This is a genomic window from Lactobacillus kullabergensis (genome assembly GCF_003151025.1).
GTDB classification, from domain to species: Bacteria; Bacillota; Bacilli; order Lactobacillales; family Lactobacillaceae; genus Lactobacillus; species Lactobacillus kullabergensis.
In genome coordinates this window covers 390,200-409,154 of the sequence record NZ_CP029477.1, presented here as the reverse complement: position 1 = coordinate 409,154, position 18,955 = coordinate 390,200, and the positions used below count along the sequence as shown (strand labels likewise).

The 18,955-nt window shown below is 34.2% G+C and carries 21 protein-coding genes; 4 read left to right on the top strand and 17 right to left on the bottom strand.

Annotated features, from left to right (window positions below; translation table 11 throughout):
- Positions 1–94: 94 nt before the first annotated feature.
- From DKL58_RS01980 to DKL58_RS01935, 10 genes are all read right to left on the bottom strand, one after another.
- A complete protein-coding gene (locus tag DKL58_RS01980; RefSeq protein WP_239386412.1) occupies positions 95–340 on the bottom strand; it encodes a hypothetical protein in 246 nt (81 codons plus the stop codon).
- Between the two features lie 25 nt (positions 341–365).
- Complete coding sequence (locus DKL58_RS01975; protein WP_045927620.1) at positions 366–1,784, bottom strand: PTS transporter subunit IIC; 1,419 nt, start codon at positions 1,782–1,784, stop codon at positions 366–368.
- Between the two features lie 21 nt (positions 1,785–1,805).
- Positions 1,806–2,120, bottom strand: coding sequence for a PTS sugar transporter subunit IIB (locus DKL58_RS01970; protein ID WP_045927619.1), 315 nt, complete (start codon positions 2,118–2,120; stop codon positions 1,806–1,808).
- Between the two features lie 11 nt (positions 2,121–2,131).
- The gene (locus DKL58_RS01965) at positions 2,132–2,620 is read right to left on the bottom strand and encodes a PTS sugar transporter subunit IIA (RefSeq protein ID WP_045927618.1); all 489 of its coding nucleotides are present in this window, start codon (positions 2,618–2,620) and stop codon (positions 2,132–2,134) included.
- Positions 2,621–2,958: 338 nt separating this feature from the next.
- The gene (lacB, locus tag DKL58_RS01960; RefSeq protein ID WP_109585916.1) at positions 2,959–3,534 is read right to left on the bottom strand and encodes a galactose-6-phosphate isomerase subunit LacB; all 576 of its coding nucleotides are present in this window, start codon (positions 3,532–3,534) and stop codon (positions 2,959–2,961) included.
- A gap of 12 nt (positions 3,535–3,546) precedes the next feature.
- On the bottom strand, positions 3,547–3,975 hold the full coding sequence (gene lacA / locus DKL58_RS01955; protein ID WP_045927617.1) for a galactose-6-phosphate isomerase subunit LacA: 429 nt from the start codon (positions 3,973–3,975) through the stop codon (positions 3,547–3,549).
- A gap of 24 nt (positions 3,976–3,999) precedes the next feature.
- Positions 4,000–4,755 carry a DeoR/GlpR family DNA-binding transcription regulator gene (locus DKL58_RS01950; RefSeq protein ID WP_109585915.1) on the bottom strand — a complete coding sequence of 252 codons (756 nt, stop codon included), beginning with the start codon at positions 4,753–4,755 and terminating at the stop codon, positions 4,000–4,002.
- A 286-nt stretch (positions 4,756–5,041) separates the two neighbouring features.
- A complete protein-coding gene (locus tag DKL58_RS01945; protein WP_109585914.1) occupies positions 5,042–5,971 on the bottom strand; it encodes a phosphate/phosphite/phosphonate ABC transporter substrate-binding protein in 930 nt (309 codons plus the stop codon).
- Positions 5,972–6,282: 311 nt separating this feature from the next.
- Positions 6,283–7,071 (bottom strand): PTS mannose/fructose/sorbose/N-acetylgalactosamine transporter subunit IIC, encoded by a 789-nt coding sequence (locus DKL58_RS01940; RefSeq protein ID WP_109585913.1) that lies wholly within the window; start codon positions 7,069–7,071, stop codon positions 6,283–6,285.
- 15 nt (positions 7,072–7,086) lie between these two features.
- Positions 7,087–7,512: a PTS sugar transporter subunit IIA gene (locus tag DKL58_RS01935; protein WP_158595192.1), complete on the bottom strand. Its 426-nt coding sequence runs from the start codon at positions 7,510–7,512 to the stop codon at positions 7,087–7,089.
- A gap of 171 nt (positions 7,513–7,683) precedes the next feature.
- Here DKL58_RS01935 and DKL58_RS01930 point away from each other — a divergent pair, with 171 nt between their 5' ends.
- Both DKL58_RS01930 and DKL58_RS01925 read left to right on the top strand, forming a co-directional pair.
- A complete protein-coding gene (locus tag DKL58_RS01930) occupies positions 7,684–8,403 on the top strand; it encodes a GntR family transcriptional regulator (protein WP_109585911.1) in 720 nt (239 codons plus the stop codon).
- Positions 8,403–9,176 carry a GntR family transcriptional regulator gene (locus tag DKL58_RS01925; protein WP_109585910.1) on the top strand — a complete coding sequence of 258 codons (774 nt, stop codon included), beginning with the start codon at positions 8,403–8,405 and terminating at the stop codon, positions 9,174–9,176. Before DKL58_RS01930 ends, DKL58_RS01925 begins: the two co-directional genes overlap by 1 nt.
- A gap of 68 nt (positions 9,177–9,244) precedes the next feature.
- On the opposite strand, the gene DKL58_RS01920 is transcribed toward DKL58_RS01925, so the two are convergent.
- The 7 genes from DKL58_RS01920 to DKL58_RS01890 all read right to left on the bottom strand — a co-directional run bounded on the left by DKL58_RS01920 (position 9,245) and on the right by DKL58_RS01890 (position 16,255).
- A complete protein-coding gene (locus DKL58_RS01920; protein WP_109585909.1) occupies positions 9,245–10,264 on the bottom strand; it encodes an SIS domain-containing protein in 1,020 nt (339 codons plus the stop codon).
- Positions 10,265–10,282: 18 nt separating this feature from the next.
- Positions 10,283–11,116 carry a PTS system mannose/fructose/sorbose family transporter subunit IID gene (locus DKL58_RS01915; protein WP_109585908.1) on the bottom strand — a complete coding sequence of 278 codons (834 nt, stop codon included), beginning with the start codon at positions 11,114–11,116 and terminating at the stop codon, positions 10,283–10,285.
- The gene (locus DKL58_RS01910) at positions 11,106–11,903 is read right to left on the bottom strand and encodes a PTS mannose/fructose/sorbose/N-acetylgalactosamine transporter subunit IIC (protein WP_109585907.1); all 798 of its coding nucleotides are present in this window, start codon (positions 11,901–11,903) and stop codon (positions 11,106–11,108) included. Before DKL58_RS01910 ends, DKL58_RS01915 begins: the two co-directional genes overlap by 11 nt.
- A 3-nt stretch (positions 11,904–11,906) precedes the next feature.
- Positions 11,907–12,383: a PTS sugar transporter subunit IIB gene (locus DKL58_RS01905; RefSeq protein ID WP_109585906.1), complete on the bottom strand. Its 477-nt coding sequence runs from the start codon at positions 12,381–12,383 to the stop codon at positions 11,907–11,909.
- Positions 12,384–12,404: 21 nt separating this feature from the next.
- A complete protein-coding gene (locus tag DKL58_RS01900; RefSeq protein WP_162542317.1) occupies positions 12,405–13,523 on the bottom strand; it encodes an SIS domain-containing protein in 1,119 nt (372 codons plus the stop codon).
- Positions 13,524–13,988: 465 nt separating this feature from the next.
- Positions 13,989–15,389: a zinc ribbon domain-containing protein gene (locus tag DKL58_RS01895; RefSeq protein WP_109585904.1), complete on the bottom strand. Its 1,401-nt coding sequence runs from the start codon at positions 15,387–15,389 to the stop codon at positions 13,989–13,991.
- Positions 15,390–15,403: 14 nt separating this feature from the next.
- Positions 15,404–16,255: a zinc ribbon domain-containing protein gene (locus DKL58_RS01890; protein ID WP_109585903.1), complete on the bottom strand. Its 852-nt coding sequence runs from the start codon at positions 16,253–16,255 to the stop codon at positions 15,404–15,406.
- Positions 16,256–16,564: 309 nt separating this feature from the next.
- Here DKL58_RS01890 and DKL58_RS01885 point away from each other — a divergent pair, with 309 nt between their 5' ends.
- Complete coding sequence (locus DKL58_RS01885; RefSeq protein ID WP_109585902.1) at positions 16,565–17,488, top strand: D-2-hydroxyacid dehydrogenase; 924 nt, start codon at positions 16,565–16,567, stop codon at positions 17,486–17,488.
- Between the two features lie 133 nt (positions 17,489–17,621).
- On the top strand, positions 17,622–18,863 hold the full coding sequence (locus DKL58_RS01880) for an HTH domain-containing protein (RefSeq protein WP_109585901.1): 1,242 nt from the start codon (positions 17,622–17,624) through the stop codon (positions 18,861–18,863).
- Positions 18,864–18,955 lie beyond the last annotated feature (92 nt).

The window sequence follows — 18,955 nt, the reverse complement described above, 5'->3', positions numbered from 1 at the left end:
ATTGCAATTTGATTTTTACAAAATATTGCTAATTAAAACTATTTTTACATAAAAATACCATTGAGATTGAGTTTCCCAATGGTATTTAATAAATTTATTTACTTAGCTTATTGCCTTTCCAATCATAGTATTTTTGACTAAGGCGATTTTTAGGATTATCAAAAACAACGATTCGATATAAGGCATAAATTGTACCAACCATGGCAATTAGGCTTGTTATCCAATTTTTAAATAAAATCTGTAGCAAGTTAACCACAATTACAACAACCGCCCAAAAAAGGATGCGATTCCTTCTTGCTTTTTCCTTAGCCGTTACTTTTGTTTTCTTCAATTTAGTCACCCTTAAGCCAAAACATTATTAATGATTAATTAGCCTTTTTAGCAGCAGCGTATTCTGCATTTCTCTTCTTCATCTGTTTTGCATACCAGATAAATAAGAGCAGGTAAACTGCCAAAGCGATTAAGGCATAAACTATAAACATTCCTTGTTGTTTCCAAGCATTTCCCACTAGGTAAGCCAAGAATTTTTCAACTGGACCTTCCATAGTAGTGTCTGAAACCAATGTATGTGCAGGAATAGCCGCACCTACTGAGTGAGCCATGTTGGTAACAAATGGACCAACCATAGTACCTGCCCAAAGGAAGATAGGTAATTCAACGGTTCCAATGATAATCATCCGAATAATTTTACCACGAGTAACAACTAGCAAAGCCGGAGTAACACCCATAGCGATGATGCCACCTAAAGGCATTAGTCTGTTACCTGGCAAAACCATTGCTTCAAGCATCATAATTGGAGCCAAAACATTTGCGGCAGCCCAAATTTCAGAACGGCCAGCTAAGAATGGCCAGTCAAGTCCGATATTAAAGGTACGACCAGAAAACTTCTTGGTAGCAAAATCGGCAATACCTTGAGACAAAGGCTCAACGGAAGCGATGAACCATGAACCAATTACAGAGAACAGTTCAATACATGAACCACCAATAAATGATAGTGTAAACATGTCTTTCCATCCCTGCTCAGTAGCGAAATTATTGCCAGCTAGCAAAGAAACAAACACACCAAGGTAAACGCCAATAGCAAATCTACTGCCCCAAAATCCGATTTTTTCGTTCAATTTAGTAGAATCAAAGTCAAATTTATCAAGCCATGGCAAACATTTATCAAAGAACTTATTGAATACCATTATGATAGGATTCATCATATAGTTCATGTGCGTAGTAGTCATTGGGTTGCCTTCAGGGGCATCTAATAAGTCATTAAATGTTGGCTTCATTAAGTCAGAGTTAATAATTTTCATTGTGCCAATGAAAAGGACTAACAAAGTTGATAGCCAAAGAGGGGCACCGACATAAACACAGAACAAACCATCGAATGCCAGGTGCCAAACATCAAAGATATCTACATCAAGCGTGTTTGTCTTATTTAATACCAGTAGAACAACATTTAAAATAATTAAAACTAGCAGATAAAACAAGGTATATGGTGATCCCCAAGTTATAGTAGCAAGTGGGGCCCAACCCATATCCTGCATATCCATGTGGATGCCAGTATGCTTAACAAATTGCATCATTGGCTTTTGAAATGCTGTCGTCAGCATATTCATAACATTACCTATCGCTGTAATAGCAATAGCTAATTTTAAACCACCTTCTAAGGCCTTAGTGAACTTGACGCGAAACAGTACAGCGATTAACGTCAAAACAATTAACATTATTGTAGCTGCACCCATATCAATCAAAGGCTTAAAAAGTGAGTTAGCAAAACTAATTATCCCATTCATTTTTTATTTCCTCATGAAATCTTATTTAGCATTAATTTCTTTAACAACTTTTTCCACATTGTCATAAACTGGTTTAGCCATAGCAGGTATACGGTATAAAATTGCTCCTGCATCAATTAATGGAATTTTTGGTTTAAAGGAAAGATCAGTTTTGGCAATTGTCAAATAACCATCATAATGTGATAAAAGATCTTCATTGACATCCTTAATCATATAGGCATCAACTTTGACGTTATAACCACGCTTTCTCATTTCTTCTTCAACTGCATCCTTAATTTGGTGAGATGAGTTTACCCCAGCACCACATGCAGCTATAAATTTTACTTCTCTGCTCATAAAAAGCCCTCCTACTGTTGACTAAAATTCTCACTTAAAAACTGATAAATTTTATCAGTCTCGGTAAGATTGAATAATGTTTGTAATTTTGAAACGGATGTAAGTCTAAGAAAGTCCATAATTTGTGCTAAAATGTTTGCTTGTCCTTCTGGATTATTATTCAAAATCATAAACAGAAATTTTACAGGCAAACTCTGATCAGGTGCAATCATGTTTTTGAAAGATACTGGTGCCTTTAAAGCAACAGGCACTATCAAACAAGTATTAACAAACTCTCCTTCAGTATGCGGTACAGCAATGTTGGGTAATTCCTTTGCAATAGGTGAAGTATCTATCCCGGTCGGATATTGTTGTTCACGCTGGTTAATTCCATTGAAAAAGCCATCGTTGACCAAATCAAGAGCAAGTAACTTATCCGAAACTTCCTTAAAAATTGTGGTTGGTTCTGATGCATCACTTACAAATACTGCATTTGCAGAAAACAAGTTATTTTCTTTCACAAATTAGGCCCTCCTTAACAATAGACAAGCTTTCGCTTTTGTTTGATTATGTTAGTTTTTGTTCGCTTGTCTATAGCTATTATATTTAATGGCAAAGAAAAATGCAAACGCTTTTTTAAAAAATAAAGCAAAAAAGTCATCAAAATTACCATGTTCCTTGCCAATTAAAGTGATTAACTTGCTATAAACAGTTAATCAGACAGCATTCAGAAGTTGTTACTATTCTAATTTTTACTAATTAAACAAAACAAAAATAATTCCACAAAATAAAGCCATGACGTTCAAGTCATGGCCTTAATGTGCGATTAAATTACAATTCTATATTTTTATTTTATATATTAGTCGTGGTATACGCCTTCAGCCCACTTCTTATTTTCTTCATCAAAGAAGTGTACGTTATCCTTTTGATCAGGATTTGGTTTAGCAATACCATCGATTTTGGCAATTAAATTTTGTCTTTTCGGAGTAGACTCATATTTGGCATTTAAGAAGGAGTCGACAATGTCAAAAATAAAGTCACGTCCTAAAACGATACCACCAAAGCCTAAAACATTGGCATTCAGTTCACGCCGAGCATACTCAGCTTGAGCAACATCGCCAACCATTGCTGCACGAACACCCTCGTTTTTATCTGCAGCGGTAGAAATACCGATACCAGTACCACAAAGGACAATACCTAAATCGGCACGACCATCAGCAACATCTTCAGCAACACGTTTACCATAAATTGGATAGTGCGTTCTGGTATTATCATGAGTACCTTCATCAATGACCTGATATCCCTCTTCTTTTAAATGATCAGAAATAGCCATTTTGACAGAAGTAACAATATGGTCATTTCCTAAAGCAATAACTATATGCTTATCAACTTTGGGATCAACAAATTCTGGTTGTGGTCTATCATTATCTAGCATTAGTAAGCCTCCTTAAATCATTTCTTCAAGCATATTTAAACGCACTTGATGGCGGCCACCAGCATATTCAGTATCCAAATAATGTTGCACGATTGAATAAGCCAGTTTTTCACCGACAATACCGCTACCTAAAGCAATAGCTTTTGCACCATTGTGCATAGCAGTCATGTGTGCAGTTCTTTCTTCATTAACATTTGCGGTAACCATGCCTTTAACCTTGTTTGACGCCATGGCAGACCCTACGCCGTATTCGTCAAACATGATGGCCTTTTTAATGCCATTGTCTAAGACTTCATGAGTTACCTTTAAACTAGATTCAACAAAATCCTCAGCGGGTTCCGGAGTAACATCCAAAACATCATAGTGATGTGCCTTCAGGTAATCTTTTACTTTTTCTTTTAAGGTAAAACCTGCCTTGTCACTACCAATGACAACCTTCATAGCCAAATCTCCTCTCAAACAAAACTATTTATAAATAGTCGTAAATTGACTGTAATGCTTTTCCAACTCGGGCTCAATTCCCCGATTAGTAATTAAACCATCCACATTACGCAAATCATAAAATTGGTGAAAATCACTATGATCCAATTTAGTATAATCAGCCGCCACAAATTTTATTTGTGAATGATCTAATCCAATACCTTCGGTTTGACCCTCCTCTAAGTTAGCAGTTGTCAAGGAAGTATCTTTAATGCCATTAACACCGACAAAACCAACAGAAAATGACATAGTTTTTAATTCGTTATTGGCTAAAGCTCCTACAAAAGCACCGCTGATTCTTCTGTAAGAACCGCCAACCATAATTAAATCGTAATCATTCATATTATTTTTGGCAGCTTCAAATACAGGCAATGAATTAGTAACAATGCGCAAATGTTTAACTTTGAGATTAGCTACCAGTAATTCTAACGTCGTCCCCGGTCCAACATAAATCGAATCATTTTCATGAATTAAGTTACAAGCTCTTTTTGCTACTTCATATTTTTCTTTACTATGGATTTCACGTTTTTGCTCATAACTTTTTTCAGTGCGAGTTTGATCAGATAATAATTGTGCACCACCATGGACACGTAGAATCTTACTTGCCTTGTGGAGCTCATTCAGATCTCGTCTGATCGTCATATCAGAAACTTTTAAAGCTTGTGCTAATTCGTCAACTGTGACAAATTTCTGTGTTTTTACAACTTGTAAAATAGTTTTCAGTCTTTCACTCTTTAACATTAGTAACCTACTTCTTAAACTAGATTATGCAACTAACTTAGTTCATTTTAATTATAGCTGTTCTCTTTTGTTTGTCAATGTTTGAAAGTGTTCGTTAACAAAATTTGAACCTAAATGTTGCGTTTGGCCATATAGTTGATAAATACCATTCACGGCTTTTTACCAAAAACAAAATTTTATTTATTAGGAAAAGCCCTATTAACTAAACCTAGTCTATATTTTATCAAGAAAAAATGCATCTTTTAGGTTGAAAAAGATGCATTTTCTTCTATATTAATCAGCAAAACTACTTTTTAATTGACTCAGCAATTTTTTCATACTTACGAACAGTGTCATAGTCACTATCTTTGGCTTTGACATATCCTTCATGAGAATAAACCCGCTCTATAACTTTTTTACCTTCTTTAGATTTACCAATTGCAATAAATGCATTAGCTAACTTTTCCCGGAATGATTTAGACAAGCTCGGGATGACCGAAATAGTATCATTAGGAATTTCCGTTGTGTAATAAATTGGCACAACTTGGGACTTAATCTTAGGATTATCCTTAATAACATTATTACGGGCATCTTCAAAGACAAAAGCTGCATCAGTATCTTTATTTAAAACATTCAGAACTGCCTGATCATGTCCAGTTGTAGTAACCAGCTTGCAGCTACGAGGAACATCCAGTCCCTTTTGCTTTAATTCGGCAACTGGGAAAATATAACCAGAAGTTGAAGTTGGGCTTTGAATTGAAATTTTCTTACCTTTAAGATCCCTCCAGCTCTTGATACCAGAGTCTTTTCTAACTAGAATTTCGGAATGGAAAGTATGAACTAACTTTTTAGTCCAGTTACCATCTGGTCTAGTTAAACCAAAACGCTCTGACTGTAATAAAACATCAGCTGCATGCTGTTTATGCGCCTGCACATAATCATCACCTGGTAAAAAACCGACATCGATTTTTTTAGATTTCATCGCTTCTACCAATGCATTGCCACTTGTTGAAACTGAAACGTGAACTGGAATACCCAGACGTTTTGACAGCATTTTTTCTAATGGCTTGGCCTTAGTTTCAAGCGTATTGGCAGAAACACTAGGTACGAACTGCACATTGAGAGATTTTGGCGTTCCACTATCAGCTTGCTTTTTAGTTGAGTTAGAGCACCCAGCAAGAAAAGCAGTACCCAAAACTGCAATAGCGCCTACTAAAAACTTTTTAAATTTTGGCATGATTTCCTCCTAAACTGGAAATATTGCAATCAAAAAGACCCAGCATTCACGCGAGGTGATAATGCCAGGTCTGTTCATGATCATATTAAAAAACAGCAACAACTTATTGTTTAGATAAGAAAGCCGCACTTTCCCCATAACAAGTCGCTCATAATTTTGAGTTAATACATGCATATGGAGAAATCTGCCTCTCTTTCTTAGTCTAAGAAAATAATAGCACAATATTGAGAGTTATTACAGTAGTTTTATTCTCAAAAAATGTTCTTTTATTCATTTTAATTTAGAAAGCGCTTTTACAAATAAATGAGAAACTAAAATTCATCAAAACCATCCTCGTTATCTTTTTTCAGGTTTACATCAGTCTTTTTCTTTTTATCCTGATCAAAGAAAATATACATAATGGCGACCATAATAACTGCAAAGATAGCTACTCCAGTAGTAGAAATTTTACTATATGCCACTAGGAAGAAGCCCAAGAAAAAGAAAGCTACCACTTTTTTATTCATCATCATTTGCGCCAGCATTGCAAAACCTAGTAACGGAAGTAACCCAGCTGCTATATTCATTCCAGTTTGCACAAATGGTGGAATGATGTTTAATAATTTTGCTACAGTTGATGAACCAAAATAAAAAGCTAGTGGGTTGAAAATAATTCCCGGCCAATTTTGTGCCCAGCCTGATAATAACATGTCTCGCGTTATCGCGCGCGTGTTTCCTTTATCCGCATCTTTATCGCAGCGGTGAATTAGCAGCAACATCACGGGTTGTCCAACAGCAGTATTTAACGCTAACATTACCGTAGCAATCGGAATTCCTAAAGTTAAAGCAGCAGCCGCATTTGCGTGCGACTCAATTGCTAAAGAAATCCCTAAAACAGTTCCAGCTATTAAATCAGGAGGATTATATGCTCCAATTGAGACAGCACCAATCATTGCAAGTTCAAGTGTTGCTCCCATGACAATGCCGTCTTGCAAATCTCCTAGAACCAGCCCAACCAAGGGACCTAAAATTATAGGTCTTTGTAAATAGCTGGTTCCTAACAACCATTCTGAATATCCTAGAAAATTAATCAAAAATATTAGTATTGTTTTTACAATCATTTTATCCACGCTTTTTTAAAAACTATCAAAATCATCTAGTGCATTCGTAGACGTTTCATCATTTAAATTATCAAAATTAACAATTCCCTCTTTAGCAGCCTCAATACTTTTATTTATAGCATCAGAAACATTTTTTTCATTAGAAGTTAAAAACTGCAGTAAAAAAGGTAAATTAATACCAGCTACCAAGTGCAATCTATCACTAGCAGCAACAATTTTTTGTAAATCAGTATTTACACTACCACCAACAATATCTGTTCCAAAAACTATGTCATCTTTACTATTATTAATAATTGTCTGAACGGCTTGAGGAAAATCTTTACATTCTGGTGTGTAGGCACATATTGCGAACAAATCCTTTTGCTTTCCCATAATAAATTCTGTGGACATCTTTAATCCTTTTGCAAAATATCCGTGTGTTGCAATCACAAATTTTGTCATAATTCCCTCCAAAAAATTGGTCTTATTGTCATACCAGTTTTGTATTTTACTATACCTATAAAAACCCGTCATATAAGCACCTAATCCGAAAAATATTTCTTCAGAATTGCTATCACTTCAATGTTAAGCTAATATTAAGTTATCTAACATTGACAAGAAAGAGCTATTAAAATGTTCAATATTATAAATAAAAGCGAACTAATTGCCAAAGACATCGAGTTCCAAATTTCAAATAAAATTTACGCTCATTATTTGCCTTCCGAAAGGAAGTTAGCAGATAAATATTCAGTTTCCCGAAATACAATTAGAGAGGCGCTGGAAATTTTAAAAAACAAAGGAGCCATTTCTTTAATTGTTAATGATTATGTTATTAATAAACCAAAAGAAGATTTAGACTGGCTAGAGTTTTTTGGCAAGAAAACTCATCATATTACTCGTAATTATATTGTTAAGAATGAAGTTTTTGAAGCTAACAAAAAGTTTGCTCAAAAACTCGAAGTTCCACTTGCTACACAAATCCACTTACTAGTTTATAAGCGGACTGTGAATGAACAGCAAGATAATATAACTTTGTCAATTGATTATATATATGCTCCAGAAAAACTAGTTAAAAATTTACCTTTAAAACAATTACAAGAATATTCTTTTTGGAATTTACTTGCTAAAAAATATCGAGGCAAAAAACTAAAAGAGTACCAGAGTTTATCAATTGAATCAGTTAACTTTGAAGATGCTAATTTATTAGATATTCCCGTTAGAAGTAAAATTCTGCAGCGCTCATCCAAAATTTTTATTGACAACGAAGCTATTTACTTTGTATCAAAGAAAATTCCGTCCAATTCACTATTAATGTCAATAGATAACAATTTAAAGAAGGAAAAAGAACAATAATGAATAATCTTTATCATGCCCCTCTTTACATTCAAATAGAGGATTTACTCGAGAAAAAAATTCTTAGTAAAAAGTATTTACCTGGGTCTAAAATACCGAGTGAACGTGACTTAGCAAGACAATATGGTGTAAATCGCATGACTGTCAAAAAAGCTATAGATTCATTGAAAAAAAAAGGATTGCTTTATCGCAAACAAGGTAGCGGCACGTTTGTTACATCAGTAACTCCAGATAAAGAAAATGTATATTTTAATTTGTCTTTTACCGACAAAAATTCTAATTCAGGAATTTCTGAATTGTTAACCAAAAACGGCATTCACTTTTCTAATGAAGTTGTTGGAACCGATCTCATTACCGGCAACGCTTTTTTTAATGAAAAACTTAAATTAAATGACGAAAGTGGGGTCTTTGCCTTACATAGAATCCGAGAAATTAAAGAACAGCCTTTTGCTATAGAATATAACTACTTACCTGCTAAATTATTTCCGGATGCATCACAAGTCGATTTTAAGAATGTAAGTCTCTACGACTATATGGACTCTAAAAAACATAGACCTGTACATTTTTCCCAATTTATTCAAATTATTCCAGCTTTAACAAAAGAAGCCCGATTGTTAAAAATTAAAAAAGGAGACCTTCTTTATTACATCATTTATTATGGTTATGATGAGCAAGGTAATGCTGTTGAATATACGGAAAGTTATCTAATTTCAGAAGAATTAAATCTACAATTTACTCTTGGTGGTATTTTAGGTGAAAAAGAAACCTATTAAGTATAGCTACATAGACTTGCTAAAAAATCGTAAAAAGATTATGACTTTTTACGATTCTTTCTTTTGCTTTAATAATCAAATTGACGATAGTAGCGACGGAAATTAAGGTCATGACCAGTATATTGTTGATACCATGATGCTAAACGATCAGTTAAAAGCGATGTTATGATCATTGGCGAGCAAATTTGTCTAAAGTCATCATCAATTCCTTCGAATACAAAATCTTTAGTGTCAAAAACTTCAAAACTATTTGTATGCTTTGGCAAAAAGCGTTCTACTCGCTCGTCTAACGCGCGATACTCATCTTCTCCTTTAATTAGGTACACTGGTAAAGTATCATCAACTAATTCTAATGCACCATGGAAAAAGTCAGCTGAAGTAACAGGGCGTGTGCGAACCCATTGCATTTCTTCCAAAATACACATTGAAAACATGCATGTTTCACCCCACAGCATCCCTGACCCAACAGTCATAGTTAATGGGGCATTGTAATATTTACGTGCAATACTCTGAGCTCTTGGCTCAAATTCTTCTCTGAATCTTAATAGATTAGGATAAAGCTGCTTCATCTGATCTGCCCAACGGTCATAATCCTTATAGTAACCCCAATTTTGATAGATACGCAAAGTTAACATAAAGTACATCAAATAGGCATTTTCACATTCAGCTAGTGAACCATTAATTGATTCTTTTAACAATTTTCCTAATGCAGATTCTGGATTTTTGGTGAAACCATATACATCAATTCCTTTTTGATTGCAGTACTTCACTGCTGCTACAATTTCCTTAGTATCACCCGAATCCGAGGAAGTAAGAACCAAAGATTTATTTGTAAGATAATTAATATCCTTTTTAACTAATAATTCACCAGCGTTTTCCAAGTAAACTGGAAAATCAGACAAATGCCGCAGGTATTCTGCTACTGGATACCATTCCATCCACGTTCCACCGATACCAATCATTACAATATTCTGATAATCGTTCTGAGATAATTTATCAGCTAATTTCTCGATATTTTCTCTTTGAGAATATACGTCTTTACCATTTTGCAAATATTTTTCTACATCAAAATTTTTCATTATTGTCATTTTATTCTCCTTTTAAATCTAAGCTCCCAGAATCTTGAAGTATGCTGCCGCTATACTTACCACCAAAATAATAAACATAATTAGCAACGGATTAAGCTTCTTCTTGAGCATCCAATAAGTTACACCAAATAAAGCAAGAGTAGCAATTCCAGGAAAAATGCCATCTAGTAGAGACTGCACTGTTGATGCACTCTTACCAACACCAATCTTGGTAATGAAATTAACACTGACCATTTCTTGAGTCATTGCACCTACAACCATCATTCCGATCATTGAGGCATATTTGGTGATTTTATCCATCATTCCAGAATTTTCGACATTATTAATTACATTCGAACCCAGACTATAGCCTAAAAATGTACCATAATATCTAATAATGTAATGTGGAACATTGAATACTAAGAAAAATAGTATAGGGCCTAAAATACTGCCTTTAAGAGCTAATGTTGTTCCGATACCTGTTGCCAAAACTCTGAGAGTGCCCCAGAAAAATGAATCACCTATACCTGACAGTGGACCCATTAATGCTAATTTAACGGCTGAAATAGAAGTCTCATCGAAATCTTCATTGTTAGCATTGGCTTCTTCCATTGCTACTGAAATTCCGAGTGGAAGAGTCACAATATATGGCGTCATATTGTATAACTCCAAGTTTCGTTTTAAAGCATGAATAAATTTATCTTTTTGGGGATATAGTTTTTTCAAAATAGGCATTATTGCCCACGTAAAACCAACGTTCCCCATTCGCTCATAATTCCAAGAGTGTTCATAAGGAATACTGCGCCAAAATAATTTAACCAAATCAGATTTTTTTATCTTCTTATCATATTTAGGTTTAATGTTAAAACTCATCGAAACCATCACCTTCCTGTTCTACACTTGGTTTAGCATCTTTACCCTTTTGACTCTTATCATCTCTATCAAAGAAAACATACATGATGGCAGCCATTATTACTGCAAAAATAGCTACACCAGTAGTTGATATCTTGCTATAAGCTACTAAGAAAAAGCCGAAGAAAAAGAAAGCTACAACTTTTTTGTTCATCATCATTTGTGCCAGCATTGCAAAACCTAACAGAGGTAACAGCCCTGCGGCAACATTCATTCCATCTTGGACAAATTGAGGTATTATATTAAGCACTTTTGCTACGGTTGAAGATCCAAAATAAAATGCTAATGGTATGAAAACCAGACCTGGCCAATCTTGAATATATCCAGCAATCAGCATATTTCGCGTAAGTGATCTAGTATTACCCTTTTCTGCAGCACTATCACAACGGTGAATGAAAGCCAGCATTAATGGTTGACCAGTTGCAAGTCCTAAAGCCTGCATAATAGCAGCAATTGGAATACCCAATGTTAATGCTGCACCGGGAGCCGCATGAGTTTCAATAGCTAAAGAAATACCAATTATTGAACCAGAAACCAAATCAGGTGGATCATAAGCACCAATTGAAACCGCACCAATCATCGCAAGTTCAAGTGTAGCTCCCATAATTATTCCGCTCCGCAAATCACCTAAAACCAGCCCCACTAAAGGACCTAGAATGATTGGTCTTTGCAAATAACTAGTTCCAAACAACCATTCTGAATATCCTAATAATCCAACAAGAAAAATCAGAAAAGTTTTTAGTATCAATTTTTACACCTCCTTCAAAAACTTTTTAGCATCGATCTTGTTTTCAGTCGGTACCATCTGGATAAAAAGCTCCACTCCTTGATCTACAAGTTTTTGCATTATTTCTACATCATCATGATCAATAAAAATACTCTTAGTCACTTGTTTTTTGCTATCCTGATATGGCATATTGCCTAAATTAATTGCTTTTTCACCAATAGCTTCAACCAGTTTGGCCGCAATTGGCAGAGTTTCACATATGACAAACAACTTATATTTGTCTGTAATTCCACTTTTTATTTGTTCAATGGCTTCATCACAAGTTTTAATAACCACTTTAGTTCCAGCTGGCTTTGCTAATCTCAACGCCTTCATGCGTAGCGGATCTTTTTTAACAGTATCACTTACTAGCAGTAATGCGTCTGCGCCTAAAGCTTGCGTCCATGAAAAAGCAACCTGGCCATGTAGCAGCCTATAGTCAACACGAATCATCTTAATCATTTTTAAGCCTCCTAAGCTAATTTAACTTTTATGATCTGAATCCCACTTTTGCTTGATATTTTTGATTTCTTCGTCATAATCATCTGTTTTAATTGCAATTTTTTGATCAAACTTGTCAAAATAAGGATGTGTAGCCCAAGCCTGAAGCTCGTCAGTCATTTTTGCTGCCACCAATTGCACTACTGGCAATGAATAATAGGGTTCGAAAAACCAGCTATTCACAGCTTGAGTTTTCAAGATTCTCTGATCTTTTTCCAAATTATTTGAACTAGTAATAAAAAATACATTTGGCGTTATTTCTTTTAATGCTTCAAATACTTCTGAGAATCTTGTTTTCCCAGAAACAGGCATATCATCAATTAAAAAGACGGTATGATTTGGCGTTAATTGCATATCCGGCCCATGAAGAAATTCTTCTAGTTCGTAGTACATTGCAGGTCTTTTTAGCGTTTCTTGAAACTTCAATGCACCTTCCCTTGCAACTCCATAATTAGGTCCATTGCCACAGAAAAAAGTAGGGTTTCTCATTGAAAGGGCAAAATAATTATTTTGAATAAATTTTTCTGTTTCCGCCATCAACTCCTTTTGGTATGAAATAGTTTGCTGTAGTTGCTCGTAAAAGTCTTCTTTTTGTTGTGAATCTAGGCTGCTAATCTTACAGCCCAATAACAGGAAGAACTCGACAAGTGTTTGTACACCGACAGTTACATAATCCACGTACTCATTACCAGGTCCATAATCAAAAACTTCTTGTGAGTATTTGCTCATTTGACTATCAAGATTGCCAGTTAAAGAAATTTCAAATACATCATTTTTTTGTAAATACTGCAAGCAATTAATAATATTGGTCGAAGAACCACTCTGTGACACAACAACAATAAATGTATTTTCTTGAGGCGCAATACCAAATTGCATAACGTATTCCGGTGTATGAAGATAGACCGGCTTTTTTGTCATCTCTTGCAAAGAATCTTGAATCATTGCCAGAGCATTGTAAGAAGAACCTGATGCAATTAAAGTAATACTCAAATATTTCTTTTTTAAAAATAGATTTGCTACTCCGCTAATTAATTCATCCCTTTTTTTAAAATTTTCATCTAATTTTTCAGATGAATATTTCACATAATCTTGCATTCGCATTTTCAGCATCTCCTAAGTGGTTTCTAATATATACCATTTATCGATTTAACTATACCACTATGATCTTCTTTTGCAAGCGGTTTCTAAAAATAATATTTCAGAATTGGATCTTTTTTTATTATTAACGATATTTCAGGCATAATAAAAAGACCGCTAAAAGTCGTAAGAAAACGCTGGTTTATCAGTCTTGAAATTGAAAATATTAAACTAAATACTACACTTGCTTTAAAAATACCGTCAAATAATTAAATAATTTCTGTATTCCCTATATTTAAGATCATTGCAATTCTGCACAGATTGAATATACTTCTTTAACTTATCGCAGATAACAATAAGTCTATATGAATCACAAAAGACCACACTCCCTCTGAGAACTTGCGTAGTTTGCGTTTTAAGTCATAAAAACACCTCCAAATTTTTTTCAAATTTGGAGGTGCTATCAAAAAATTCACTTTTAAAACAATATTAATTGTCGTATTTTTTATCACTAATTATTTTGCCGTTGCCAATTGATTTAATCTTTTGACTGCTGTCATCGCTGTCGCCAGTTTGTTTGAAAAGTCCGCCAGTGTATAGCATCACTTGCTTATGTTCAAAATCATCGTGTTCAAAAGTGTAAGTAATCTTGTAAGTTACGCTACTACAGTTATTTGGCGCCGGAGTAATCGAAACTACAGAACATTCCATATTATATTCATTAATATCGTCATCCTTATCAAAACCAGAATTTTGAGAATGAAGTTCCTGATAACCTTTATTTTCTGCTCCACCGACAAAGTCATCCTCATCAGGAGATGTAAAGTCGTTTTCTAAAAGCTCTTCAGCATCATCTTTACTAATTAAGCCAGGCCATTCGGGTTTAATGATATTACTGCTGCTATCATCGTCATCTTCAAAGCCCATATCGTCATAATCAACAGACTCTGATTTGATAGATTTACCATCAACTTTAGTAACCACATAGATCTTCATATCATCAGTTACAGGGTAATCTTTAAACACTTTCGTGCCCTTTTTATCAAGATTGCCCACTTTTTTATCATTAATGTAAATCGTGGCAGAAGGGATACTTTTAATCATGAAATTAACAGTTTTAATATTCATGTTAATTTCTTTATTAGAAAAAATAGTGGTACTTTTATCGGCAGACAACTGATGGCCAGACGCAACTGATTTTACTTCAATGTGGTATTTACCCGGAAATAAAGGAGCAATTTTTTTATAATAGTCCTCACCACTGCCGTCAACGCCACCAAATTTTTTATTGTTGACATAAATATTAGAATTGGCGTGATTAGTTCTAATCTGTGGTGTATAAGTCTTTAATTGCAAACAATATTTGGGGAATAAAAGTAAATAACGACCACTTTGGACCAAGCTGACGTTTTCATATTCATTACCGTATTTAAAAGCATCAGCCATTTTATCTGCTTCAACGTAGTGTTCCGCATAATATTCCTGAGTTGGCTTTAGAGCTGCTGTTGTTACACGAGCATTAGGATTTTCAGAAACTACGAATTGGGCTAAATCAGAATGAGGATTTTTCAAACTGGCTGCAATCTGATTAATTTGATTATTTCTTTGATAATGATTAGAACCCCAAGCATAGAATGCCGCAAATGCAACAATCAAAACTCCCAAGCAGATTAGCAAGACCTTATTTCTTTTTTTCATGGGATGATGGACTGAGCTCGCCGTGGCTTGTGGCTGATTAACAACTGGCTGCGCGGCAGTATTGTTCTGCTGACTGCGATATTCTTTTCTACTATGCAACGTCTGAGGCAATTTTTGACCACAGTTAGGGCAAAATTCCGCACTCGGTTTTACCTCTTTACCACAATTAGGACAAAATTTTTTATCATTCATTTCCTTCACTCTATCTACATTGAACCATTTTGCATTGACATAATTTGATTGATGATTGAATGGACCATGGAACTATAAATAATTGAATCTAAAATCATCAGACACACAAAAATAATGGCAAAAGCAATTAAAAAGCCAAAAATTTTATCATGCACTGCTCCCTGATCGCCAAATAATATAATATGCTGGCTTGCAAAGAATAAAGCTAACATTATGATAAACACGGCAATCATGAATTTAATGCTATTTAGTCCTAAAAGCATTAGTAAAAAGAATGCGGCAGAAATAATCAGATTGAAGTTGCAGGCATGGGCACCACGATTAATAAACTCAAAAAAGCTCAGCTGTCTGTCATAGACATACCGATAACCAGCATAAAAGCCGCCAATGACTATTGCTTCAAATATCACCAGTACCACAAATATTTCGAGCATAATGTTAAAGGGAACATGAAAATTCTCCCAGCCATTAATGTTGGCTCCCATGCGGTTGGCCCAGTTAATCAACGTACTTACAATAGTATTGGCACAATAATATAGACCCAACACCACAAAGGCATCTTCAATCAAAATGGTCAACCAACCATACCAGCTTGCCACATTAGGACTACTAGTACCTGGATTGCGCCAGGAATCAACACACCATTGCCAGTAATTTTGAAATTGATCTCCGTAATTAACTGGCTCACTGGCAGCTGGAGGCTGAGGTTCAGTCTGTTTCGGCTCTACTTGAGCAGTGTTTTCAACTGGATTAGTAGGCGCCTCTTCTACTTTTTGTACACTAACATTGCGCAAATCATAACCGCAAGACGTACAAAAATTGACGTCTTTTCCCATTATGGCGCCACATTGTGGACATTTTTTCATTGATAATTCCTTCTTAATTCCACTATTTTAGATATTTATTTACTACTTTAATTTTATACCACTATTTATGGATTATTGCATAGCATAAAATCTATGAAGAAATAACATACTACCACTATTTAATTTGCTCATTGCTAGTAATTGTAAGATATTACTAAAATGCATAATACAGAGTAATTTTAAAATTATTTATGAACACTGTCAAATGCTCTTTTAATCACCATCTTACTACAATCTTATAATATATAGTTACGCCGGCAATATGTAGTAAACTATAAGGTATAGATATATTATATGTGAGGTTGAATTATGAAAATCGTTAATTTGGATAGTTATGCCTTAAATCCAGGAGACCTAGATTGGTCACCTCTTAAAAAACTAGGTGAATGCACCTTTTACGATCGTACCCCAGTGGACGACGATGAGGAAATTTTAAAGCGGATTGGGGATGCTGAAATTGTTTTAACTAACAAAACGCCACTTTACAAACATGTGCTTGAGGCCGCTCCCAACATTAAATATATTGGCGTGACTGCTACTGGTTACAATATTGTCGATACAATAGCAGCTCGTGAAGCTGGCATCCCTGTTACTAACATCCCTACTTATGGTACTGATGCCGTAGCGCAATTTACTTTTGCATTGCTACTTGAAATTACCAGTCGAGTTGGCTTACATAACAAATTAGTCCATGAAGGTCGCTGGAGCAGCAACCCTGATTTTACTTTTTGGGCTAAACCGCTAATGGAATTGAAAGGTAAAACATTAGGACTTATTGGCTTCGGTCATATAGCTAAAAAAGTGGCAGAAATCGGTCATGCTTTTTCTATGAATGTGATTTTTTGGAACCATCGGCCAAAATCAGATTTACCTGATTACGTCAAGCAGGTTGAACTTGATCAACTTTATCAACAAGCAGATATTATTAGTCTACACGTACCACAAACACCGGCAACCACTGAAATGATAAACCAAGAAGCAATTAGTCAAATGAAAGATGACGTCATTTTAATTAATACTGCTCGCGGCGGTTTAATTAATGAAAAAGACGTCGCCGATGCTTTAAATGAAGGAAAGATTGCTACAGCGGGGATTGACGTTGCCCAAAAAGAGCCTATTCCTGCTGACAGTCCACTTCTTTCTGCTAAGAATTGTTACATTACACCTCATATTGCCTGGGCGCCACGCGAAACCCGCAATCGCTTACTGGGCATTGTCGTTGAAAATCTGTAGGCATTTCTAAAAGGTGAAAAATTAAATGTCGTAAATTAAATAAGCACAAAAAGACCGTTGCTTTCTATAAGGAATGGCCTTCTTAATTATGAATGAAAATTCCTAATAATAATGTAAAAGAAAAATAAGAATTATGATTAATTTAAAAAGAGAAATATTAATAGCATTACTCAATCAAGACTCTGGATTAAGAAGTCGTGAATTAGCAGAATTGTTAAATGTTACCCCACGCACAATCAGAAACAATATTAAAGAAATAAACCAGAGTTTTCAGCTAAACGTTATTCAATACAAAAAACCTTTTTTTTATCTATCAAATACTCATGAAGTTATTAAATACATTACATTTAGAAACCAGGAAGTACATTACCCGAATTATATTAATGACAGACCCTTTTTAGTTTATTTTACGATTTATAAAAGAAAACTGATTAAAGTCCAGACTTTGTCTTCTATTCTGCACATTGGGCGTAATGAGATTGAAGAGTCAATTAAATACCTAAAGAAAATTGGCCCTACTTACAAAATTGAAATTGAGGCTAGTAAAAATGGTATCTATTTAAAGGGTAAACAAATTTGGAAAGATTTTTTACTAGCTTTATTATCAATAAAACGAATAAATAGGTTAATAAACAATCAGTATTTAAGAATAATGTTTGACCAAAACTTTGATAAGAAAAAATTTTTAAACTATTTGATTCAATTAAGCAAAAATATTCAAGAAACTTATAAAGTTAAAGCTTCTGATAATTTGCTCTATATATTAACCGTGATGCATTTCTTAAACCTTAATCATCAAAAAATTCAGCCTAAAGATTATTCACAATTTTGCAAAGAATTCATTCTTTTTAAAAACAATTTAATCCTTCAAGTTGTTAAAAATATAGAATATCAAAATTTAATAAAAATATATCCAAGCAACAAACAATTTATTATTCAAGGTACTGGTAACATTATAAATCATTTAGTTTTAGCGAATTCTAAACCTAAATATTTCAAACCAACTATTAAATTTACAAATTTGCATGGTTTTACTTTAAAACATACAGATTTAGATAATAGCTTTATTAATTCTTTAAATAATAAGAAAAAATTTAATATCGGAAAAAGGGTGGTAATCTATGACTCAAACATATTGTCATTGTCCAAATATCAGGATGAAATTTTACCACTAATTTCAGTATTTCCTGAACTTGAAATAAAAGTAACAAACAATTTATTTGAACTAAGTAGCTTACTACATATAAAAAATAAACAAATTATTTTCATTGCTAAAAAAGAAAGAATAACTTTAGATGATCAAAACTTTAATATTCATTTTTTAAAATTAAAAAACGGAATCATTAAAGACTTGACTCGAGTTCTAACCCAATAACAATACTAAAAAATTCCTCATAATGAGGAATTTTTTAGTATTGTCTAAAACTTAGTTTGCCTAAATAATAAACGAAGAAGCTGAAAGCGATT